Below are 21,201 nucleotides of genomic sequence, written 5' to 3' on the forward strand. Positions count from 1 at the left end.
GCGCAACAGTAGACGGGGGCCTCGCACGCGGTGCGGGCCGATAGTGTGCCGTGGTGACCACCACAGTGCCGCGCGCCCGCCTCCGACGCTCCGTGCTCGCCGTGCCGGGCAGCAGTCCGAAGATGATGCGCAAGGCTCTGAGCCTGCCAGCCGACGCCGTCTTCCTGGATCTCGAGGACGCGGTCGCGCCGGCCGCCAAGGCGCAGGCGCGCATCGACGTCGCCGACGCGCTCGGATGGGACGGGTGGGGCACGCAGCTCCGGCTCGTGCGGGTCAACGACTGGACGACGGACGCCACGTTCCGCGACGTGCTCGAGGTGGTCGGACGGGCGGGTGCCCACCTCGACGCCCTCGTCCTGCCCAAGGTGCGCTCGGCCGGTGAGGTGCAGGCGCTCGATCTGCTTCTGACACAACTCGAACGCGAGTCGGGCCTGCCGGTCGGCCGCATCGGGATCGAGCCGCAGATCGAGGACGCCGTGGGTCTGCTCCACATCGACGCCGTCGCGACGGCCTCGCCGCGGGTGCAGACCCTGGTGTTCGGGCCGGTGACTTCATGGCCGACGTCGGCATGCGCACGCTCACGGTGGGGGAGCAGCCGCCCGGCTACGAGCGCGGCGACGCATACCACCACGTGCTGATGACGATCCTGCTGTCGGCGCGGGCCCACGGGCTCCAGGCCATCGACGGACCCTGGGTGCAGGTCCGCGACACCGACGGGTTCACCCGCGCCGCCCGGCATTCCGCGGCTCTGGGCTACGACGGCAAGTGGGTGCTGCACCCCTCGCAGATCGACATCGCCAACGAGACGTTCTCGCCGCGCCAGGCCGACGTCGACCGCGCCCACGACATCGTCGAGACCTACCGTCGGTACCTCTCCGTCGACGGGGGAGCGCGCGGGGCGGTCATGGTGGGAGACGAGATGGTCGACGAAGCGGGTCATCGGATGGCTCGGGCTCTGGTCGAGGCCGCCGACGCGGCCGGCATGGTCCGTAGCGGTGCACGGCCCGCACCGGACCCCACGACCGACCCGCCAGCAGGCACAATGGAGTCATGACGAACCCCATGTCGCAGTCCGGCCGCCCCGGACAGGGCCTGCCCACCCCGCCGTCGGGCTGGCCCATCGGTTCCTATCCCACCTACGCCGAGGCGCAGCGCGCGGTCGACTACCTCTCCGATCAGGAGTTCTCGGTCCAGGACGTCACCATCGTGGGTGTCGACCTCATGCAGGTCGAGCGTGTCATCGGTCGCCTCACCTGGGCCAAAGTGATTGGCGGCGGCATCATCTCGGGCGCCTGGCTCGGTGTCTTCCTCGGACTCGTTCTGGGAATCATCACGAACACCAACTACCTGAGCGCGCTCCTCGTCGGTGTGCTGGGCGGTATCGTCTTCGGACTGATCTCGGCCACCATTCCCTACGCGGCGACCAAGGGGCAGCGCGACTTCGCGTCGACGATGCAGTTGGTCGCGGGGCGGTACGACGTGCTGTGCGAGCCGAAGACGGCCGAGAAGGCGCGCGATCTGCTGGCGCGTCTCGCCATCTGACCTCTCACCACCGACCCGTCGGTACCGAAAGCATCACGGGATTGCAACAAGCCACCGTTTTCCTCTCAGCTTTCGACTAGGTTCCACTTCGCAGGGAATGCGTGTCCAACGAAGCACACGCTGCGGAGTCGGGCCGACTGTGGCGCCTTCTCTTGCGGCAGAGGAGGCGGTCGTGCCGAAGAGGTACAGGGCGAGGAAACTCGCAGCGACAGGGGCCGCCGCGGTGGTGGCCGGAAGTCTGTTGGCGGGGTGTGGATCCTCCGACGACGGAATCGTGTTGAGTTTCTACACCGCCGCCGACGGCGCGGAGCAGTACGCGGCGGCGGCGCAGGCGTGCACCGAGCAGTCGGGCGGCGCGTACCGGGTGGAGCAGCGCACGCTCCCCAAGAGCGCCAACGATCAGCGCCTGCAGCTCGCTCGCCGTCTGGCGGGCAACGACCGCACGCTCGATCTGATGACACTCGACGTGGTCTGGACCGCCGAGTTCGCCGAAGCCGGTTGGGCACTGCCGGTTCCGGACGATCTCGAGGCGAAGCTGCGCGACGGGTCGGTGCTCGAGGGCCCGCTCGCCACCGCCGAGTGGCTCGACGCCGAGACGGAGCAGAAGGACAAGCTGTACGCGGTCCCGCTGAACTCCAACACCCAGTTGCTCTGGTACCGCCCGGACATGGTGCCGAACGGTCAACCCCCGGCGACGTGGGACGACCTCATCGCCACCGCAGGCGAGAACGCCGTCTCCGGCAAGCCCGCGGCCATCGGTGTGCAGGCAAAGCAGTACGAGGGCTTCATGGTCTGGTTCAACACCCTCCTCGAGAGTGCCGGCGGATCCGTCGTCGGCGAGGACGGCACCACCGTGACACTGAACGACACCCCCGAGCACCGCGCGGCCACCGAGAAGGCGCTCTCGATCATCAAGAGCGTCGCGACCGCTCCGGGCGCCGACCCCTCGGTCTCCCAGAGTGACGAGGGCACAGCACGTCTCGGCGTCGAGGCGGGTACCATGTTCGCCGAGGTGAACTACCCGTTCGTGCTCCCCGGTCTCAAGGAGAACGCGGCCGCGGGCGGCGTGTCCTTCCTCGACCTGTCCACCGTTCCCGCCGACCAGCAGGACGCGGCGGTGAACGAGGTGTTCCGCAGCGCGCCGTACCCCTCGGTGAACCCCGGTGAGCCCGCCAAGGTCACCATCGGCGGGTTCAACATCGGTGTCGCCAAGACCACCGAGCATCCCGACGAGGCGTGGGCCGCCGTCGCGTGCCTGACCGACGAGCAGAACCAGCGCAACAACGCCGTCGACGGCGGTGTGCCGCCGGTGATCCGCTCGCTCTACGACGATCCCGAGTTCCAGGCCGCCTACCCGGCATGGGAGGGCGTTCTCGGCTCGATCGAAAGTGCTGCGGTCCGACCGGTGTCGCCCGCGTACCAGTCCATCTCGATCCTCTTGACCGATGCGCTCAACCCCCCGCAGGACATCGATCCCGTGGGAGACGTCGACAGGCTCGCCGATCTGGTCCGCCAGGCCGTGAACTCCGAAGGGCTGATCCCATGACCGTCACCGACGAGCCCCGACGCCCGCAGAAGCACGCCAAGGCGGCCGAGGCGGTGTCCGAGGGCAAGAAGGCGGAGCGCCGACTGGGGCTCCTGCTGGTCGCTCCCGCCGCGATCCTGATGATCGCCGTCACCGCGTATCCCATCATCTACGCCTTCTGGCTGAGTCTGCAGAAGTACAACCTGGCTTTCCCGGACGACAAGGAATTCGTCGGCCTGTCCAACTACGTCTCCGTCCTCACCGACGGCTACTGGTGGACGGCATTCGCGGTGACCGTGGGCATCACCGTCATCTCGGTGATCATCGAGTTCGTCCTCGGCCTCGCGGTCGCGTTGGTCATGCACCGCACCATCTTCGGGCGCGGCGTCGTCCGCACCGTCGTGCTGATCCCGTACGGCATCGTGACCGTCGCCGCCGCCTACAGCTGGTACTACGCGTGGACACCGCAGACCGGCTACCTGGCCAACCTGCTTCCCGAGGGCAGTGCGCCTCTGACGCAGCAGCTTCCGTCGCTCGCCATCGTCGTGCTCGCCGAGGTGTGGAAGACGACGCCGTTCATGGCACTCCTGTTGCTCGCCGGTCTCGCGCTCGTTCCCGACGATCTGCTCAAGGCGGCCCAGGTGGACGGCGCCGGCGCGTGGACCCGACTGATCCGCATCATCATCCCGTTGATGAAGCCGGCCATCCTCGTGGCGCTGCTGTTCCGCACGCTCGACGCGTTCCGCATCTTCGACAACATCTACGTTCTGACGAAGGGCAGCAACAGCACCGGCTCGGTGTCGATCCTCGGGTACGACAACCTCTTCGGGGCGTTCAACCTCGGTATCGGGTCGGCCATCAGCGTGCTGATCTTCTTCTGCGTGGCCATCATCGCCTTCGTCTTCATCAAACTGTTCGGGGCCTCCGCACCCGGCTCCGACGCGGAAGGACGCTGACCCATGGCAGCCACCACGAAGACGAAGGCCGGCTGGTCGATCGTCAACCTTCTCGTCCTGCTGTATGCGCTGATTCCGCTCGTGTGGATCATCAGCCTGTCGTTCAAGCCGGTGGCGAACATCGCCGACGGCAAGTTCATCCCGACGACATGGACGCTGGACAACTACAAGGGCATCTTCCAGACGTCCCAGTTCACCAGCGCCCTGATCAACTCCATCGGTATCGGTCTCATCACCACGCTCATCGCGGTGGTCATCGGCACGATGGCGGCCTACGCCGTCGCTCGTCTCGACTTCCCCGGCAAGAAGCTCCTCGTCGGCGCCGCGCTGCTCATCGCGATGTTCCCCCAGATCTCGCTCGTCACACCGCTGTTCGACATCGAGCGTGCGCTGGGCCTGTTCGACACCTGGCCGGGCCTGATCATCCCGTACATCACGTTCGCGCTCCCGCTCGCCATCTACACGCTGTCGGCGTTCTTCCGTGAGATCCCGTGGGAGCTGGAGAAGGCAGCCAAGATGGACGGTGCCACCCCGGGACAGGCGTTCCGCAAGGTCATCGCACCGCTCGCGGCACCGGGCATCGTCACCGCGGCGATCCTCGTCTTCATCTTCGCGTGGAACGACCTGCTGCTCGCCATCTCGTTGACGGCCACCGAGCGTTCGGTCACGGTGCCCGCAGCGATCTCACAGTTCACCGGTAGTTCGCAGTTCGAGGAACCGACGGGCTCGATCGCGGCTGCGGCCGTGGTCATCACCATCCCGATCATCATCTTCGTCCTGTTCTTCCAACGTCGTATCGTGGCGGGCCTGACGTCCGGCGCAGTGAAGGGATAAGTCCATGGCCGAAATCGTTCTCGACAAAGTGACCAAGCTGTACCCGGACGGTGCCGCGGCGGTGAGCGACGTCGACATCACCATCGCCGACGGCGAGTTCATCATCCTGGTCGGACCATCCGGTTGCGGAAAGTCCACCACCCTCAACATGATTGCCGGCCTCGAGGACATCTCGAGCGGCGAACTGCGCATCGCCGGTGAGCGCGTGAACGAGCGGGCACCGAAGGATCGCGACATCGCGATGGTGTTCCAGTCGTACGCTCTCTACCCCCACATGACGGTGCGCGACAACATCGCCTTCCCTCTCACGCTCGCCAAGATGAGCAAGGAGGACATCGCGAAGAAGGTCGACGACGCCGCCCGCATCCTCGACCTGGGTCAGCACCTCGACCGCAAGCCGTCCAACCTCTCCGGTGGTCAGCGTCAGCGCGTCGCGATGGGACGCGCGATCGTGCGCAGCCCCAAGGCATTCCTCATGGACGAGCCGCTGTCGAACCTCGACGCCAAGCTGCGCGTGCAGATGCGGACCGAGATCGCCCAGCTGCAGAAGCGTCTCGAGACCACCACGGTGTACGTGACGCACGACCAGACCGAGGCCATGACGCTCGGCGACCGTGTCGTGGTGCTCCGCGGCGGACTGGTGCAGCAGATCGGATCGCCGCAGGAGCTCTACGATCACCCGCGAAACCTGTTCGTGGCGGGCTTCATCGGGTCGCCGTCCATGAACTTCGTGTCGGGTCGTCTGACGGAGGGCGGGGTCACCACCTCGCTCGGCGAGATCCGGTTGAGCGACGAGGCGCGGCAGAAGATCGCCTCGAAGAACGCGAAGGGGGACGTCGTCGTCGGTATCCGCCCCGAGCACCTCGAGGACGCCTCGCTCGTCGAGTCGTACCAGAAGATCAACGGCAGCACGTTCTCGGCGCGAGTCGAGGTGCTGGAGTCGATGGGGTCGGACAAGTACATCTACTTCTCCGCCGAGGGTCCCAAGGTCACCTCGCGCGAACTCGACGAGTTGGCAGCGGATTCCGGCGCGGACGGCGGCCAGTTGGTCGCTCGCCTGTCGGCCGAGTCCGCCGCTCGCATGGGTGAGTCCATCGAGCTGTGGTTCGACCAGAAGCGCGTGTCGGTGTTCGACGTCGAGTCGGGTGCCAACCTGACGCTCTGACCGCTCGAACACGAGGACGGCCCCCACCGCACGGTGGGGGCCGTCGTCGTCTCGGTCAGCGCGCGTCTCAGTTCGGGGCGGCCTCCTTGAGCTGCGCGATGATCTCGTCGTTCCAGATGTGACTGCGCACCAGCCGATAACGCTCGCGCGCCACCCACATGTAGGCCTCGGCGTCGGTGTGGCGGGTCAACATGCCCCCGACGGACCGCACCATCCGGACGACCGGCAGGAACTCCTCGCCGAACCAGCGGCGGGCGACGGTGCGGCGGTCCACGAACTCGCCGAGCTCCTGCATCAGCCGGAAACCCCAGGCCTCCACGGCATCCGACAGCTCGGCGTACTGCCACGGGTCCGTGAACTCGATCGCCTCGCGCGACTTCCCGGTGAGGGGGACGCGGCTGAGGAAGATGCGCCGGTGATCCTTCACCAGGAGATCGCCCCGCGTGGAGATGCCGTCGGGGGAGATGCGGGTGATGATCTCGGTGACGTAGGCCTCGATGGTGAGACTGTGCATCGCGCAGGCGATGGACACGCGATGGTGCCCGTCGATGACGAAGTGCATGCCGCCGACGCGATACACCTCGATGGGCGGCATCGGTTCGCCGCGTCGCCAGGCGGTGGCGAGGCGCTGCCAGCGTTCGCGCGTCCGAGTCGACGTGGGACGGAAGTACCGGTCGAAGTCACGGGTGCGGTCCACGCTGCCCACGATCGAGTCGACCCGGATGACCTCGAGTCCCACGCGGCGCTCCCGCACCTTGCCCAGGGCGGCGACCACCTCGTCGAACGGGAGGATCGTGTTGATGTCGTCCGGTTGACGGCGCAGCCAGCCGACCAACCGCGCCACGTCCGCGCGCCGGCGCTGGCGCGAGAAGTCGTTCTGCGCGTCCGCAGCGGGGAATCCGGTGTCACGAGCCATGACGTCGCCTCTCGATGATGGGCGCGGTGTCGCCGCCCGGGGTGATGTCGATCAGGGCGTAGCCCACAGTGTTGATCACCGTGGCTCCGTGCAACTGTCGGTCGGCCGGTCTCGTGCCGTGCGGGTGGATGTGTCCGTGGACGAGGAGCTGCGGCCGCAACCGCTCGGTGAGCGGATCGAGACACCGGAAACCGCGGTGTGGTGCGTCCTCGGCGTCGCCGACACCGAAGGGTGGGCTGTGGGTCAGCAGGACGTCGACCCCGTGTGCCTCTGCTCCCCGTCGCAGCAGCGGGTGCCAGGTGTGGGTCCGGATCAGAGAGCCGGAGCGCCGCTTCTGCTGCCGTTCCGTCCACTGGTTGGGGCCGTCGCGGTAGCGGATGGAGCCGCCCAGCCCGGCGATCCGCAGACCGGCGGCGGTGACGATCCGTCGATCGGCGTTGACGGCGCCGTCCGGACCGGGCCAGCTCGACGGCAGCCCGGCACGCATCCAGCCGGCTCGACCGGCCGAGTACCCGGTGAGGTCGGCGTCGTGGTTGCCGGGAACGAAGACGCACGGGGCATCGGCGGCCTCGGCGAGGTGCTCGAGGTACTCGAACGGCAGGTCGCCCGCACCGAGGACCAGGTCGACGTCGAACGGGAGTGTGCGGGCGTTCCACAGGCCTTCGACCACCTCGTCGGACACGGTCAGCACAGTCACCACACGCAGGACCGTACCGGCACCCTGGTCCCGTCGGAGCCGGTACGGACCTCGTGGGGTTGGATGGACACCGTGAGTGGGAGCGACGTGGCAGCGCAGGTGCGGACCCATCTGCAGACGGTGCTCGGTCAGGACGACCCGTCCAGCGCCTCCGTGACCTTCCTGGGCCTCGAGCCGCTGCACGTGCTGCTGTTCTCCGCGGACAACGAGGGCGTCGTGCGGTTCGCCACCCTCGGGTGCTCGCGGCATCCCATGGCCGATCCGTCCGACATGGTGACCGACTCGCAGCGCGGCCCCCGGGCCGAGCTGATTCTCGCGCTGCGCGGGGTGGACGAGTCGGTCGCGAAGGTCTGGCGCACGCTCGCCGTCTTCGCTGCGTCGCCCGCGGTGGAGGGCATCGTGCTGGTTCCCGACGCCCTGCTGGACGCCGGCGAGCCCCTCTGGCCGGGCGCTCCGTTCACGGCGGTGCTGCTGACGGCCGAATCCGGGGTGGGCGATCTCGACCTGCCCGAACCGTACGACCCGGTGCGGTTCCTGCGGGCCGTGCCCATCACCGGCACCGAGGCGGCGTGGGTGCGCCTGCGTGGGGCCGACGCACTGCGTGACGCGTGGACCGAGGCGGAGATCGACATCGCCGACCCGCGGCGCTCGGCGGCGTCGCTGCGCCCGCCCACCTGATCGCTCGCCCACCTGACAGACTGGGCGCGTGCTGATCGATCTCCACACCCATTCCACGTCGTCGGACGGAACCGAGACGCCCACCGAGCTGATCGCCACGGCGACCGCCGCGGGCCTCGACGTGATCGCGTTGACCGACCACGACACCACCCACGGCTGGGACGAGGCCGTGGCCGCGGTGACCGCGATGCCCGGTGCGCCCACCCTCGTACGCGGCATGGAGATGTCGTGCCAGGGCCGCGGAGCCGACGGTGACCCGGTGACGGTGCATCTGCTCGCGTACCTCTTCGACCCCGGGCACATCGCCTTCGCCGAGGAGCGCAGCCGGTTGCGTGGGGAACGGGACGTGCGCTTGCGCAGCATGATCGACCGCATGGCGGCCGACGGCTACGACGTCGACGCCGACACCATCCTCGCCGCGGCCGGTCCGTCGGCGGGCCGCCCGCACCTCGCCCGAGCACTCGTGGCCGCCGGAGTCGTCGAGACCGTGAACGACGCGTTCACCGACCTGCTGCGGACCGATGGGAAGTACTACGTCGAGAAGGCGGACACACCACTCGACCTCGCCGTCGAGATGATCGCCGACGCCGGGGGAGTGCCCGTCATCGCCCACGCCCGCGCGCGCACGCGAGGTCGACTCCTGCACACCGACCACATCCTCGAACTCGCCGCCGGTGGGCGACTCGGCGGACTCGAGGTCGATCACCCCGACCACAGCCCCGAGGACGCGGACGCCCTGCGCGAGATCGCGCGCGAGCACGATCTCGTCGTGACCGGATCCTCCGACTACCACGGCACCAACAAGACGACGCCGATCGCGGCCCGTACCACCGCCGAGGACCAGTTCGACAAGCTGGTGAGCCGGGCTACCGGCGTGCCGCTCGTCTCACCCGGAGGCTGCCGGTGAAGGCGCTCAGCGGATCGATCACCGCGGGTCTCGTCGTCCTCACGGCGCTCGTCATCGCTGCCGCCGTCGTCGGCGGAGACCGGGGATTCCCCGGCCCCGGCACTGCATCCATCGCATGGCACGTCGCCGCCGTCGTCGCGGCGCTCCTGCTCCAGCGCATCGCCGACCATCGCTCGCGCGGGGTGTCGTTCCTCGGCTCACTGGGCGTGCTGGTCGTCGCGGGAGCCCTGCTGTGGACCCAATGGTGGGGCTGACGAGACGTTGGTGGGGCTGACGAGACGTTGGTGGGGCTGACCGGCACCTGTTTGCTCCCGAGGAACCGGCGGTGGCACACTGGCTCCACTCGCGATCACCGCCACCCCGTGGTGATCGATCCCGGTCACCGCTCGTCGGTGGCGCGCGAAGTCGGCTCACCCGCCGCGCACGCATCGAGATGTCGCCTGCCCTCGGTTCTCATCCCCCGGGCGCGTACCTCGACTTCCCCTCACGCCTGTGATCCGCACCCGTCGTGCGGACGATGAAGGAGCGCCCCCAGTGACCGCCGCAACAGATCCGACCGAACACCCGACCGGCCTCCGGCCTGCCCGCGAAGACCTCACGACCATCACGGACGAGGAGATCTTCCTCAGCCACGTGGGCGGCAAGCTGTCCGTCGAGCTCACCGCGCCGCTCGAGACCAAGCGCGACCTGTCCATCGCGTACACCCCCGGGGTGGCCAAGGTGAGCAGTGCGATCGCCGCCGATCAGGAGCTGGTGAACAAGTACACCTGGACCGAGCGACTCGTGGTGGTGGTCAGCGACGGCTCCGCGGTGCTGGGTCTGGGTGACATCGGCCCGCGCGCCTCGCTGCCCGTCATGGAGGGCAAGGCGGCGCTGTTCAAGAAGTTCGCCGGCCTGAACTCGATCCCGCTGGTGCTCGACACCAATGACGTCGACGAGATCGTCGAGACGCTGATCCGTCTGCGCCCCAGCTTCGGAGCCGTGAATCTGGAGGACATCTCGGCACCCCGGTGCTTCGAGATCGAGAAGCGCGTCGTCGAGGCACTCGACTGCCCGGTGATGCACGACGACCAGCACGGTACGGCCATCGTCGTCCTGGCTGCACTGAAAGGCGCTGTGGCAGTGCAGAAGCGGGAACTCGCCGGTCTGCGTGTCGTCATCTCCGGCGCGGGCGCAGCGGGTGTCGCATGCGCGAACATCCTGCTCGCCGCGGGCATCTCGGACGTGGTGGTGCTCGACTCCAAGGGCATCGTCGGTTCCGACCGCTCCGACCTCAATCCCGTGAAGGTCGACCTCGCCTCGCGCACCAACCCGCGCGGCCTCACCGGAACGGCCGCCGACGCTCTGACCGACGCGGACGTGTTCCTCGGGGTGTCCGCGGGAAAGATCGGGCACGAGCTCATCGCGTCGATGGCCGACGACAGCATCGTCTTCGCCCTCTCGAACCCGAACCCGGAGATCCATCCGGAGGACGCGAAGAAGTACGCCGCCATCGTCGCCACCGGGCGCAGCGACTTCGCCAATCAGATCAACAATGTGCTGGCGTTCCCCGGCGTGTTCCGTGGTGCTCTCGATGCGGGCGCGCGGCGCATCACCGAGAACATGAAGCTCGCCGCCGCGGACGCGATCCTGTCCGTGGTCGGTGACGATCTGAGCGTCGACATGATCGTGCCCAGCCCGCTCGACCCGCGGGTCGCTCCGGCCGTCGCGGCGGCAGTGGCCGCGGCAGCGAAGGCGGACGGCGTCGCCTGAGACGTCTCAGAGACGGGGCGCGCGGCGCAGCCGCCCCGTCCCCGGCGCCGAGGCCCACACGGCGAGCGCCAGCAGGCCGTCCGCCACCAGAGCCAACACGGCCACCAGGATCGCGCCGACCACCACTCGGTCGTAGCTGTAGAGCGCCAGACCGTCGAAGATGTACCGCCCGAAGCCGCCCAGGTTGACGAATGCGGCGACCGTGGCGGTGGCGATGACCTGCAGGGTGGCGTTGCGGATGCCCCCGAGCAGCAGCGGCAGCGAGTTGGGGATCTCCACTCGCAACAGCACCTGGCGTTCGGTCATGCCCATCGCGCGTGCCGCGTCCACGACGGTGGCGTCGACATTGGCCACACCCGCGTACGTCCCGGCCAGAATGGGCGGGATGCCCAGGAGCACGAGGGCGATCAGTGGGGGCACCAGGCCGAGCCCGAGCAGCAGGACGAGGAACGTGAGCACGCCCAGGGTCGGCAGCGAGCGCAGGCTGTTCACCAGGCCGACCAGGGCCACCTCGCCGCGGCGCAGGTGCCCGATCAGCAGTCCCAGCGGAACCGCGACGACGACGGAGAACAGCACGGCGAGAAAGCTGTACCAGACGTGCTCGGTGAGCCGTGTCGCGATGCCGGTGCCGCCGGACCAGTTGGCGCCGTCGAGGATGTAGCCGATCGCGTCGGAGAAGATGCTCATGCGCGTGCCCCCGTCACTCGTCGCCGCCGCGTCGTGGGCGCACCGGCGCGGGTCCACGGCGTCAGTGCGCGCCCGAGAAGGAACAGCAGCGCGTCGAAGATCAACGCCAACACGACGATCGCGATGATCCCCGCCAGAATCTGGTCGGGGTAGTCACGTTGGTAGCCCTGGGTGAACAGCTGTCCGAGTCCGCCGATGCCGATGACGGACCCGACCGACACCATCGAGATGTTGGTGACCGCGACGACGCGGACGTTGGCGACGAGAACGGGAAGAGCGAGCGGCAGTTCGACCGTCGCGGCACGGCGGAACCGTCCGAAGCCGACCGCGGTGGCTGCGTCGACGACGGCGGGGGACACGGAGTCCAGTGCCTCGGGCACCGCCCGGACGAGAAGCGCGGTGGAGTACACGGTCAGTGCGATGACCACGTTCAGCGGATCGAGGACGCGCAGTCCCGCGATCAGGGGGATGGTGACGAACAGTGCGAGCGAGGGGATCGTGAACGCGACACTCGCGACCACGAGGGTGAGGCGCCGGAGCCAACTCACCGTGCGTACGGCTGCGCCCACGGGAACCGCGACGACCAGTCCGACGAGCAGCGGCACCAGCGACAGGTACAGGTGGGTCCGCGTCAGCTCGAGGACGATGTCGATGTTGTCGATCAGCCAGCGCATCAGGGCTTCTCGAAGTACTGGCGGCCGCGCTCGCGGTCCTCGGCACGGCGTTGGTCCGCCAGCAGCGCCACCACCTCGGTGGCGTCGATGCCGCCGAGGACACTGCCGTCGGCGTCGACGGCCACCCCGACGCCGGACGGCGACGAGATGGCGGCGTCCAGCGCCTGCCGCAGGTCACCGGAGGGCGGGTACAGCGAGCCGCCCGCGGAGGTGCTGTCCTCGACACTCGCGCCGGCCTTGAGCGCCTCGAGGCCGGTGACGTCCATCCAGCCTCGCGGACGGCCCTCGGCGGAGACGACGAGCAGCCACTGACCCTCGTCGAGGCGGACCGACACCGCGTCGTGTTCCGACGCCGTCGTGATGGGATGCAGGGACACCCCGTCACCGTGCCGGAACGACAGCCCGCGGTAGCCACGGTCCCGTCCGACGAAGGTCGCGACGAAGTCTGTCGCGGGAGCCGACAGCACCACGTCGGGTGTGTCGTACTGCTGCAACGTCCCGCCGGTGCCGAACACCGCGATGCGATCGCCGAGCTTGATGGCCTCGTCGATGTCGTGGGTGACGAAGACGATGGTCTTCTTCAGATCGGCCTGCAGCCTGAGCATCTCGGCCTGCAGGTCCTCGCGCACCACGGGGTCGACCGCGCTGAACGGCTCGTCCATCAGCAGGATCGGCGGATCGGCCGCCAGGGCGCGCGCGACGCCGACCCGCTGCTGCTGGCCGCCCGACAGTTGCGCGGGATACCGAGTGGCCAGCGACAGATCCAGGCCGACGCGCTCGAGAACCTCCATCGCGTCGCGACGGGCCTCCTTGCGCGAACGTCCCGTGAGCACGGGGACGGTGGCGACGTTGTCCACGACGGTGCGGTGGGGCAGCAGTCCGGCGCTCTGGATGACGTAGCCGATGCCCAGCCGGAGCTTGACCGCATCGACGGTCGAGATGTCTCGACCGTCGACGCTGATGGTGCCCGACGTGGGCTCGATCATCCGGTTGATCATCCGCATCGAGGTCGTCTTGCCGCAACCCGACGGGCCGACGAAGACGGTGAACGACCGATCCTCGATCCGGAGATCGAGAGAGTCGACCGCGAGCGTTCCGTCCGGGTACTGCTTGGTGACGCCCTCGAACGAGATCACGAGACCGGCTTGTCCAGACCCTGCTCGACGACCCAGGCATTCGCGGCGGCTGCGGGCTCCGTCTTCGCATCGCCCGCCACCTCCTGGTTCAGCGCCAGCAGCTCGACGGTGGTGAGCTTGGCCGACACGGCGTCCAGGACGGCGGTGAGCTTGTCCGACTTCTTCGACGCGTTGTAGACCGGGACCACGTTCTGAGCCGGGAAGTTGTTGTCCGGGTCGCCCAGTGCCACGAAGTCGTTCTCCACGATCGCGGGAGTGGTGGTGAACAGGTTCGCCGCGGTGATGTCTCCCGCGGCCAGAGCGGCCACGGTGGCCGGACCGCCGCCGTCGGAGATCGGCACGAAGTTGGCGGCGGGGATGTCGACGCCGTACTTGTCGCGCAGGCCGGGCAGACCGACGGGGCGCTCGGCGAACTCGGGCGGTCCGCCGAACTTGACTTCACCCGCGTACGGCGCGAGGTCGGAGATGTTGGTCAGGTTCCAGCGCGTCGCGGTCTCCCGCGTGACGACGACGGCGTCCTTGTCCTCACCGGGCGCCGGCGTGGATGCCAGGAGATCGTCGCTCAGCGCCGCGGTGAGGGCGGTGTTCACCTCGTCGGGAGCCGTGGCCGTGGCTTCGGGGTCCAAGTACAGCAACAGGTTTCCGGTGTAGTCCGGGATGAGGTCGATGGAGCCGTCGCGGACGGCCGGGATGTACGCCTCGCGGCTGCCGATGGACAGGCGCGTGCTGGCATCGAAGCCGTTGGCCTTCAAGGCGTCGGCGTAGATGTTCGCGATGATCTCGGATTCGGTGAAGTTCGCGGAACCGACGACGATGGTGTTCGGATCGCCTCCGCTACCACCTTCACCGCCGCTGCTCAGTGGGTCCGAGTCGCCGCCGCAGGCGGACAGGGTGAGTGCTGCTGCGGCCACCAGAGCGGTGGCGGCGACGCGCACGGAACGTGAGGTGGTGCGACGTGTCGTGTTCACTGCTCGAGTGTAACGATAGGCCCCGACACCGGCCCACTTTCGGCGCCGGAACGCCGGTACCGGGTTCGAGAGGATGGTCGATGCGGGTCTGCAGGTCGGCCGTCGCGGCGCTGCTCGCGGCCTCGATGGTGGCCGGGTGTTCGAGCACCGGCGACCCCGAGGGAACGACTCGGCCCTTGACGATCGCCGACACCGGAACTCCGGTGCAGACGGTACTGGCGCACCTGTACGCCGGGGCGCTGTCGCGCGGGGGAGCGGCGGCTCGGGTGGACACCGTCGGCGGCCTGCCCGGCGCACTCGCCGGCCTCGACGACGCCTCCATCGCGCTGGTCCCGAGCTTCACGGGAATGCTTCTAACGCAACTGGATCCGTCGTCGGATGCGCGGGCGCCCGAGGACGTCTACGCCGATCTGGCGCGCGCACTGCCGGAGTGGCTGGCCGTCACCGACCAGGGTCTCGCGGAGAACGGGCCGACCGTGTCCGTCACTGCGGCTGCGGGAGCGGCTCTTCCGGAAGCCACTCTGTCGGCTCTGGCTCCGCAGTGTTCCCGTCTCTCCGCGGCCATAGACCCCGGCGTGGACGCGGCCGCGGTGACGCGGGCCCTCGCCGAGAGTTACGGCTGTGCGTTCGCTCCTGCAGGTCCTCCGGAGGTGACCGTCGTCCGAGCCTCGGACCGGATCGCGGGGGTGGACGCGACCGGCGTGGTGCTCGCCGACGATCGCGACGGCCTGATCGCCGACGTTCTCGTCCCGCTCGTCCGCAAGGGCGCCGTCGACGAGACGCTGGACCGTCCGCTGCAGATCGTCGCCGGTGAACTCACGACCGCGGATCTGGCGGAGATGGTCGAACGCGTTCGCGGCGGCGAGGATCCGGGTGCGGTGGCCGAGAGCTGGCTAGGAATGCAGTCCTTCTGACTCGGTGGTCGCGTCGCGGACGAAGACGCCGATCTCCCGAACCGCCGCTGCCGACTCGGCCAGCAGAGTGGCCTGCAGGTGGGCGACGTGCCACAGATCGGTCAACTCGGTGCAGCGGACGGTGACACCGGCATCGCTCAACGCTCGGGCGAAGCGGAGGATCTGAGGCCGCAGGATCTCGTCGGCGGAGTACTGGACGAGCGTCTCGGGAAAGCCGGTCAACGAGCCCCGCACAGGGGCGTAGCGCGGATCGGTCGGATCACCGTCTCCGAGATACTGACGAGCCGAGTTCCGCAACCAGCGAGAGTCGAGCAGGAAGTCACGCGGTGCCGGGAAGTCCTGGTCCGCCGGATCGGCCCACGGCGAGATCATCGCGACGCACGACGGCGGGGTTCCGCGGTCGACGAGCGCCTGGGTCGTCGCGGCGGCCAGGCCGCCGCCGGCCGAATCACCCACCACGGCAATGCTGTCCGGGGCGAAGCCGTCGGCGACCAGCCCGTCGAACACGGCCAGTGCGTCCTCGAGTGCTGCCGGGCAGGGATGCTCCGGAGCCAGCCGGTAGTGCGCCGCCACCACGACGGCGCCGCTGTCCCGTGCGAGCGACGACGTCACGACGCGGTGCGTCAGTGGCGACCCGAGGGTGTACGCGCCGCCGTGCAGATACAGCACGGCGGTGCGGCGGACGGTGGCACCGACCGTGACCCGTTCGACCGGAACACCGCCCACGGTCCCGCTGCGGACCACCGTGCCCTCGGGCAGGGGCAGCGACCGGGCCGCGACCTCGAGCAGCGCGCGCTGCAGCGGAACCGGGAGGCGTGGATTCAGGATGACCCGGAACACCGGTTTCAGAACCCGCGACACCACGGGCAACGGCAGAGTCATCGGTCGCATCGCCTGAACCTACCGCTGGGTGGTCGTCCGCGGCAGGACGCGTGAGGACAGCTTCACGATGATGTCCTGGTATCTCGAGCCCGTGATGCGGGCGAGGGCGTCGAGCGCTCGGGCGTCGTTGCCGATGAGCACGCGGGCCTTGTTCTTCTCCACTCCCCGCAGGATCACGAGGGCGGCCTGTTCCGGGGTGGTCTTCGCGAGTCGACGGTCGAAGAACTCGGCCACCGACTTCTGGTCCTGACCCTCGGCGACGGTCGCGTTGCGGGCGATCGCGGTCTTGATGCCGCCCGGGTGGACACACGTGACCTGGACCGGGTGGCGGGCGATCAGCATCTCCTGGCGCAGCGCCTCGGTGAAGCCTCGCACGGCGAACTTCGCTGCGTTGTAGGCGGACTGCGACGGGATCGAGAGGAGGCCGAAGAGGCTGGACACATTGATCACATGACCGTCTCCCGACTCGATGAGATGCGGGAGAAACGCCTTCGTTCCGTTGACGACGCCCCAGAAATCGACGTCGATCACGCGTTCGAGGTCCTTGAACTCGGTCTTCTCGACGTCACCGTGAAAGGCGATGCCCGCGTTGTTGTAGACCTGGTTCACGGCACCGAAGTGTCGACGTACGGTCTCGGCGTAGTCGAGCACGCTGCCGCGTTCGCTGACGTCGAGGTGGTCGCTGCGGACCTCGGCGCCGCGCTGCTCCACGGCCGCCACAGTGGCGGCCAGGCCCACCGAGTCGACGTCGGACAATGCGAGTCGGGCTCCGCGCGAGGCCAGTTCGAGAGCCAGTGCGCGGCCGATCCCCGATCCGGCTCCGGTCACCACGGCCACTCGTCCACGGAACTCGCTCATCGGGAGATCGCCTTCTCGTCGTCGTTGTCGGTCGTGGCAGGGGTGGGGGATCCGTCGACGGCACTCACCGGCCTCGCGACGTCGGAGGCCGTGACGGCGTCGTACGCCTCGAGGTCGAAGTTGCGGGTGATGCGGCGGAACTCGAACGTGAAGTCCGGCCACAGCGTCGTGTTGTTGCCGTGCTTGTCGAGGTACCAGCTCGCGCAGCCGCCGTTGAGCCACACTGTCTTGTTGAGCTTGGTCTGCAGGTCGGCGTTGAACTCGTCCTGCACCTCGCGGCGCACCTCGACGACACCGAGATCGTGCTCGTCGATGGTGTTGAGCGCGTCGATCACGTAGTTCAGCTGCGACTCGATCATGAACACCATCGAGGTGTGACCCAGGCCCGTGTTGGGTCCGACCAGGAAGAACAGGTTGGGGAAACCCGCGACCGTGGCGCCCTTGTATCCCTGCTGTCCGCGCTCGTCGAAGACCTCGGCGAGCGAGCGGCCGTCCTTGCCGAAGATGCCCTGGAAGGTGGGGGAGTCGGTCACGTGGAATCCGGTGGCGACCACAAGGGCGTCGATCTCACGCTCGGTGCCGTCCGCCGTCACGATGGAGTGCGCCCGCACCTCACGGATACCGTCGGTCACCAGGTCGACGTTCGGTCGATCCAGTGCCGGGTAGTAGTTGTTGGAGATCAGCATGCGCTTGCAGCCGATGCGGAAGTTCGGCGTCACCTTGCGACGCAGCTCGGTGTCGCGGATACCCTTCGCGATCTGTCGGCGCGCGATGAACTCGAACGCCTTCATGAGCTTGGGGACGCGGGTGAGGCCGACGACCTGAGTCTCACGCGCGGCGTAGATGCCGGTGCGTGACAGACGCTGGTAGCCGGGGAGGTACTTGAACGCCAGCTTCTCGATGCGGGTGTACTCGCGGTCGAAGCGCGGGAGGACCCACGGGGCGGTGCGCTGGTAGACGTCGAGATGGGCCACCGTCGGCGCGATGGCCGGGACGATCTGGATCGCAGAGGCGCCGGTACCGATGACGGCGACGCGCTTGCCCTCGAGGCTCGCGTCGTGGTTCCAGCGGGCCGAGTGGAAGATCTCGCCCTGGAAGTCGGTGATGCCGGCGATGTCCGGGAGGTTCGGCTCGCACAGCGCGCCGACGGCGGACACGACCTTCTTGGCCGTGAAGTTCCCCTGCGTGGTCACGATGTCCCACTGCGAGGTGGCGGTGTTCCAGCGGGCCGACTCGACGTGGCAGTCGAACACGTGGCGGTCGTACACGCGGTACTGCCGCGCGACACTCTCGATGTACTTCTGGATCTCCGGCTGACGGGAGAACGAACGCGTCCAGTCCGGGTTCAGCGCGAACGAGTACGAGTAGAGGTGCGAGGGCACGTCGCAGGCGGCGCCGGGGTAGGTGTTGTCCCGCCACGTCCCGCCGACGTCGCTGCCGCGCTCGAGAACGAGGAAGTCGGTGCTTCCCTGCTGACTCAGCTTGATCGCGGCGCCCAGTCCCGCGAAACCACTGCCGATGATGATCGTGTCGACGTAGCGTGCAGCGACAGCGTCGGTATCTGTGACTGGAAGACTCATGAACTCAGACTAGGTCCTTATTGAGTGTAGGTCAACAGTTACTGACGAATGTTCAGTAGGATCAGGAGCATGGACAGCGGGAAGCGCACGCGGCTCAGCCCGGAACAACGGCGGGCTCAACTCATCGACCTCGGTGTCGAGATGCTCTCCGAGCGCACCCTGGACGCGATCTCGGTGGAGGACATCGCCGATCAGGCGGGCGTCTCGCGCGGGCTGCTCTTCCACTACTTCTCGTCCAAGCACGACTTCCACGTCGCGATCGTCGAGCACACCAGTCGCCAGATGCTCGACGCCACCGAGCCGCCCGTCGGACTCGACCCGCTGACCACGCTCGCGTCGGCGCTCGCGTCGTACGTCGACTACGTCGCCGACCATCGCGCCAGCTACGTCTCGCTCCTCCGCGGCACCGCCAGCGGGGACCCCGACATGCGGGCCGTCTTCGAGCGCACCCGCGACGTGATGGTCGAGCGCACGGTGTCGCAACTTCCGTTGCTCGGAGTCGAGCGCACGCCACGGATCGCGCTGGCCATCCGCGGGTGGGTGGCGTTCTGCGAGGAGGTCACCATCACATGGCTGAACCAGGAGGATCTGAGCCGCGACGAGCTCATCGAATTGCTGGTGCACGCGCTGCCGGCCGTGGCGTTGCCTGCGGACGACGTGAGCGAGTTGTCGTGGTCCGGGGTCGACGCAGGATGACACTCCGAGCCACACCCCGTCCGATCGGCCGGTCCGCACCAGTAACGTGAGTGCGTACACCGACGCACGAGCGGCGGTCAGCAGCACGAGAGGACGGCCTTCGATGGGCGCGCAGATCAGTATCCCGACCGAGACGCGACACTCAGGAATCCTGGGTATCGGGGCATACCGGCCCGAGCGTGTCGTCACCAACGAGGAGATCTGCAAGACCATCGACTCGAGTGACGAATGGATCCGGACGCGCACCGGCATCGAGTCCCGCCGCTTCGCCGGCGAGAACGAGAACGTCGTGTCCATGTCGATCGAGGCCGGTCGCCGTGCGCTCGAGAACTCGGGCGTGGACGCCGCAGAGATCGACTGCGTCATCATCGCCACCTCCACCCACCTGCTCCTGACGCCTCCCGCCGCCTCGATCATCGCCGACGCTCTCGGTACCGGTGGCCCCGGCGCCTTCGACCTCGGTGCCGGGTGCGCGGGCTTCTGCTACGGCCTCGCACTCGCCTCGGACATGGTCCGCGCGGGCACGTCGGACAAGGTTCTGGTCATCGGCACCGAGCACCTGAGTGTCACGACGCGACCCGACGATCGCGGCACCCGCATGATCTTCGGTGACGGCGCCGGCGCCATGGTCGTCGGCCGCACCGAGGAGCCCGGCATCGGACCGGTCGTCTGGGGTTCGGACGGTTCGCAGTCCGACGCCATCAAGCAGGACAAGGACTGGCTGCAGTACTTCGCGGACCTGAAGGAGGATCCGAACGCCGATCGTCCCTGGATCGCGATGACCGGTATCGCCGTCTTCCGCTGGGCCGCGTTCGAGATGGCGAAGGTGGCGCGCGAGGCGCTCGACAAGGCAGGGCTGACGGCGTCGGAGTTGGACGTCTTCGTACCGCACCAGGCGAACTCGCGTATCACCGATCTGCTGGCGAAGAGTCTCGAGCTTGCCGAGGACATCCCGGTGGCGCACGACATCGCCGAGGCGGGCAACACCTCGGCCGCCTCCATCCCGCTCGCGGTGGAAGAAGTGCTGCGCACCGGCAAGGCGAAGAAGGGCGACACCGCCCTGCTGCTCGGTTTCGGCGCCGGCCTGTCCTTCGCCGGCCAGGTTGTCACATTGCCGGCGGCTCCGACCGCCTAGCCGTGTCAGAGGTGGCGCAGGAACCGTTCGGGACCGTCGAAGAACGCCGACCAGTCCCGGACGACCTGTGCCTCCTCCCACGTCGTCGCCGACAGGCCGTCGTCGCCGAGTTCGAGGATGCGTGCTCCGGGCATGGCTGCCAGCAGAGGTGAGTGGGTCGCCATCACGATCTGTGACCCCTCCTCCACCAGCTCCTTCATCACCGAGATCAACGCGAGGCACGAGTTGAAGGACAGGGCGGCCTCAGGCTCGTCCATCAACCAGAGCCCCACTGCGACAGGGCGATCCGCCACGTAGCGCAGGAACGACTGCCCGTGGGACAGTGCGTTGTAGACGACGTCGGTGTCGCGGACCCGCCGGGAGTCCGCGGACTCGAACAATCCGTGCATCGTCTCGGCGCGCAGGAAACACCCGCCCTGCGGCCGAGGTAGGGCACCGTGGCACGTCAGGTGCTTGTGCAGGTCGGTGTCCTGCGCGCCGCCGCCGGGTGACCACATCGCGTCGGCCGCACCGAGGCCGAAGGCCCAGCAGGCGGCCAGCGCCTCCATCAGTGTCGACTTCCCGGTTCCGTTCTCCCCGACGATGATGGTCACGGGACTGTCGAATTCGAGCCCCGTGCGCACGATCTCGTCGACGACGGGCACCTGGAGATACCACGAAGCCGGATCGAATCCCCTCCGTGGAGTGAACTCGATCCGG

The 21,201-nt window shown here is 68.3% G+C and carries 22 protein-coding genes and 1 pseudogene; 13 read left to right on the plus strand and 10 right to left on the minus strand.

The features are described from left to right. The first annotated feature begins 122 nt into the window (after positions 1–122). From HQ325_RS08325 to HQ325_RS08350, 6 genes and pseudogenes are all read left to right on the plus strand, one after another. Positions 123–1,054, plus strand: a pseudogene (locus HQ325_RS08325) (CoA ester lyase). Further along, positions 1,051–1,542, plus strand: coding sequence for a general stress protein (locus HQ325_RS08330; protein WP_027503852.1), 492 nt, complete (start codon positions 1,051–1,053; stop codon positions 1,540–1,542). Before HQ325_RS08325 ends, HQ325_RS08330 begins: the two are co-directional and overlap by 4 nt. 172 nt (positions 1,543–1,714) lie before the next feature. Next, positions 1,715–3,088 (plus strand): extracellular solute-binding protein, encoded by a 1,374-nt coding sequence (locus HQ325_RS08335; protein ID WP_308014312.1) that lies wholly within the window; start codon positions 1,715–1,717, stop codon positions 3,086–3,088. Continuing rightward, on the plus strand, positions 3,085–4,023 hold the full coding sequence (locus HQ325_RS08340; RefSeq protein ID WP_027503850.1) for a carbohydrate ABC transporter permease: 939 nt from the start codon (positions 3,085–3,087) through the stop codon (positions 4,021–4,023). The genes HQ325_RS08335 and HQ325_RS08340 overlap by 4 nt, the downstream gene beginning before the upstream one ends. A gap of 3 nt (positions 4,024–4,026) precedes the next feature. Further along, on the plus strand, positions 4,027–4,857 hold the full coding sequence (locus HQ325_RS08345; RefSeq protein ID WP_027503849.1) for a carbohydrate ABC transporter permease: 831 nt from the start codon (positions 4,027–4,029) through the stop codon (positions 4,855–4,857). A 4-nt stretch (positions 4,858–4,861) separates the two neighbouring features. After that, positions 4,862–6,022: an ABC transporter ATP-binding protein gene (locus tag HQ325_RS08350; protein WP_204866824.1), complete on the plus strand. Its 1,161-nt coding sequence runs from the start codon at positions 4,862–4,864 to the stop codon at positions 6,020–6,022. Positions 6,023–6,089: 67 nt separating this feature from the next. Here HQ325_RS08350 and HQ325_RS08355 read toward each other — a convergent pair whose 3' ends face one another. Both HQ325_RS08355 and HQ325_RS08360 read right to left on the minus strand, forming a co-directional pair. Then, positions 6,090–6,938: a hypothetical protein gene (locus tag HQ325_RS08355; protein ID WP_027503847.1), complete on the minus strand. Its 849-nt coding sequence runs from the start codon at positions 6,936–6,938 to the stop codon at positions 6,090–6,092. Continuing rightward, on the minus strand, positions 6,928–7,638 hold the full coding sequence (locus HQ325_RS08360; RefSeq protein WP_222627995.1) for a metallophosphoesterase: 711 nt from the start codon (positions 7,636–7,638) through the stop codon (positions 6,928–6,930). Before HQ325_RS08360 ends, HQ325_RS08355 begins: the two co-directional genes overlap by 11 nt. A gap of 60 nt (positions 7,639–7,698) precedes the next feature. Between HQ325_RS08360 and HQ325_RS08365 the strand changes: the two genes are divergently transcribed. From HQ325_RS08365 to HQ325_RS08380, 4 genes are all read left to right on the plus strand, one after another. After that, positions 7,699–8,313 (plus strand): suppressor of fused domain protein, encoded by a 615-nt coding sequence (locus tag HQ325_RS08365; protein WP_222627997.1) that lies wholly within the window; start codon positions 7,699–7,701, stop codon positions 8,311–8,313. Positions 8,314–8,341: 28 nt separating this feature from the next. Beyond that, positions 8,342–9,220, plus strand: coding sequence for a PHP domain-containing protein (locus tag HQ325_RS08370; RefSeq protein WP_222627999.1), 879 nt, complete (start codon positions 8,342–8,344; stop codon positions 9,218–9,220). After that, positions 9,217–9,474 carry a hypothetical protein gene (locus tag HQ325_RS08375; protein ID WP_027503843.1) on the plus strand — a complete coding sequence of 86 codons (258 nt, stop codon included), beginning with the start codon at positions 9,217–9,219 and terminating at the stop codon, positions 9,472–9,474. Before HQ325_RS08370 ends, HQ325_RS08375 begins: the two co-directional genes overlap by 4 nt. Before the next feature lie 280 nt (positions 9,475–9,754). Then, positions 9,755–10,972 carry an NADP-dependent malic enzyme gene (locus HQ325_RS08380; RefSeq protein ID WP_222628001.1) on the plus strand — a complete coding sequence of 406 codons (1,218 nt, stop codon included), beginning with the start codon at positions 9,755–9,757 and terminating at the stop codon, positions 10,970–10,972. Positions 10,973–10,978: 6 nt separating this feature from the next. Here the strand turns inward: HQ325_RS08380 and HQ325_RS08385 are convergent, their stop codons facing one another. Genes HQ325_RS08385 through HQ325_RS08400 form a run of 4 tightly spaced genes read right to left on the minus strand, consistent with a single transcriptional unit; the run spans position 10,979 to position 14,404 of the window. Further along, positions 10,979–11,659, minus strand: a complete 681-nt coding sequence (locus tag HQ325_RS08385; protein ID WP_222628004.1) for an ABC transporter permease — start codon at positions 11,657–11,659, stop codon at positions 10,979–10,981. Further along, positions 11,656–12,333, minus strand: a complete 678-nt coding sequence (locus tag HQ325_RS08390) for an ABC transporter permease (protein ID WP_222628006.1) — start codon at positions 12,331–12,333, stop codon at positions 11,656–11,658. Before HQ325_RS08390 ends, HQ325_RS08385 begins: the two co-directional genes overlap by 4 nt. After that, positions 12,333–13,469 carry an ABC transporter ATP-binding protein gene (locus HQ325_RS08395; RefSeq protein WP_222628007.1) on the minus strand — a complete coding sequence of 379 codons (1,137 nt, stop codon included), beginning with the start codon at positions 13,467–13,469 and terminating at the stop codon, positions 12,333–12,335. Before HQ325_RS08395 ends, HQ325_RS08390 begins: the two co-directional genes overlap by 1 nt. Beyond that, positions 13,466–14,404, minus strand: a complete 939-nt coding sequence (locus HQ325_RS08400) for an ABC transporter substrate-binding protein (protein ID WP_308014355.1) — start codon at positions 14,402–14,404, stop codon at positions 13,466–13,468. The genes HQ325_RS08395 and HQ325_RS08400 overlap by 4 nt, the downstream gene beginning before the upstream one ends. Before the next feature lie 113 nt (positions 14,405–14,517). On the opposite strand from HQ325_RS08400, the gene HQ325_RS08405 reads away from it, so the two are divergent. Beyond that, a complete protein-coding gene (locus tag HQ325_RS08405) occupies positions 14,518–15,351 on the plus strand; it encodes a glycine betaine ABC transporter substrate-binding protein (RefSeq protein ID WP_222628011.1) in 834 nt (277 codons plus the stop codon). On the opposite strand, the gene HQ325_RS08410 is transcribed toward HQ325_RS08405, so the two are convergent. The 3 genes from HQ325_RS08410 to HQ325_RS08420 are packed head-to-tail and all read right to left on the minus strand — an operon-like array spanning position 15,331 to position 18,671. After that, positions 15,331–16,242, minus strand: a complete 912-nt coding sequence (locus tag HQ325_RS08410; RefSeq protein WP_222628013.1) for an alpha/beta hydrolase — start codon at positions 16,240–16,242, stop codon at positions 15,331–15,333. The two genes, HQ325_RS08405 and HQ325_RS08410, sit on opposite strands and share 21 nt — an antisense overlap. Positions 16,243–16,251: 9 nt before the next feature. After that, entirely contained in the window at positions 16,252–17,091 is an 840-nt protein-coding gene (locus tag HQ325_RS08415; RefSeq protein ID WP_222628015.1) for an SDR family oxidoreductase, read from the minus strand. Beyond that, positions 17,088–18,671: an NAD(P)/FAD-dependent oxidoreductase gene (locus HQ325_RS08420; RefSeq protein ID WP_222628017.1), complete on the minus strand. Its 1,584-nt coding sequence runs from the start codon at positions 18,669–18,671 to the stop codon at positions 17,088–17,090. Before HQ325_RS08420 ends, HQ325_RS08415 begins: the two co-directional genes overlap by 4 nt. Before the next feature lie 69 nt (positions 18,672–18,740). On the opposite strand from HQ325_RS08420, the gene HQ325_RS08425 reads away from it, so the two are divergent. Further along, entirely contained in the window at positions 18,741–19,367 is a 627-nt protein-coding gene (locus HQ325_RS08425; protein WP_222628019.1) for a TetR/AcrR family transcriptional regulator, read from the plus strand. A 103-nt stretch (positions 19,368–19,470) separates the two neighbouring features. After that, on the plus strand, positions 19,471–20,502 hold the full coding sequence (locus HQ325_RS08430; RefSeq protein WP_222628020.1) for a beta-ketoacyl-ACP synthase III: 1,032 nt from the start codon (positions 19,471–19,473) through the stop codon (positions 20,500–20,502). 5 nt (positions 20,503–20,507) lie between these two features. Here HQ325_RS08430 and HQ325_RS08435 read toward each other — a convergent pair whose 3' ends face one another. Then, positions 20,508–21,146, minus strand: coding sequence for an AAA family ATPase (locus HQ325_RS08435; protein ID WP_308014313.1), 639 nt, complete (start codon positions 21,144–21,146; stop codon positions 20,508–20,510). Positions 21,147–21,201: the final 55 nt, after the last annotated feature.

The organism is Rhodococcus sp. BP-349, from assembly GCF_019835845.1.
In the GTDB taxonomy this organism is placed as follows: Bacteria; Actinomycetota; Actinomycetes; order Mycobacteriales; family Mycobacteriaceae; genus Rhodococcoides.

Bases quoted from the DNA above. Each gene is read 5' to 3' on its own strand.
- HQ325_RS08390 (WP_222628006.1), bottom strand. From the start codon at position 12,333: ATGCGCTGGCTGATCGACAACATCGACATCGTCCTCGAGCTGACGCGG.
- HQ325_RS08410 (WP_222628013.1), bottom strand. From the start codon at position 16,242: ATGCGACCGATGACTCTGCCGTTGCCCGTGGTGTCGCGGGTTCTGAAA.
- HQ325_RS08345 (WP_027503849.1), top strand. From the start codon at position 4,027: ATGGCAGCCACCACGAAGACGAAGGCCGGCTGGTCGATCGTCAACCTT.
- HQ325_RS08415 (WP_222628015.1), bottom strand. From the start codon at position 17,091: ATGAGCGAGTTCCGTGGACGAGTGGCCGTGGTGACCGGAGCCGGATCG.
- HQ325_RS08420 (WP_222628017.1), bottom strand. From the start codon at position 18,671: ATGAGTCTTCCAGTCACAGATACCGACGCTGTCGCTGCACGCTACGTC.
- HQ325_RS08350 (WP_204866824.1), top strand. From the start codon at position 4,862: ATGGCCGAAATCGTTCTCGACAAAGTGACCAAGCTGTACCCGGACGGT.
- HQ325_RS08405 (WP_222628011.1), top strand. From the start codon at position 14,518: ATGCGGGTCTGCAGGTCGGCCGTCGCGGCGCTGCTCGCGGCCTCGATG.
- HQ325_RS08340 (WP_027503850.1), top strand. From the start codon at position 3,085: ATGACCGTCACCGACGAGCCCCGACGCCCGCAGAAGCACGCCAAGGCG.
- HQ325_RS08425 (WP_222628019.1), top strand. From the start codon at position 18,741: ATGGACAGCGGGAAGCGCACGCGGCTCAGCCCGGAACAACGGCGGGCT.
- HQ325_RS08330 (WP_027503852.1), top strand. From the start codon at position 1,051: ATGACGAACCCCATGTCGCAGTCCGGCCGCCCCGGACAGGGCCTGCCC.
- HQ325_RS08385 (WP_222628004.1), bottom strand. From the start codon at position 11,659: ATGAGCATCTTCTCCGACGCGATCGGCTACATCCTCGACGGCGCCAAC.
- HQ325_RS08365 (WP_222627997.1), top strand. From the start codon at position 7,699: ATGGACACCGTGAGTGGGAGCGACGTGGCAGCGCAGGTGCGGACCCAT.
- HQ325_RS08430 (WP_222628020.1), top strand. From the start codon at position 19,471: ATGGGCGCGCAGATCAGTATCCCGACCGAGACGCGACACTCAGGAATC.
- HQ325_RS08355 (WP_027503847.1), bottom strand. From the start codon at position 6,938: ATGGCTCGTGACACCGGATTCCCCGCTGCGGACGCGCAGAACGACTTC.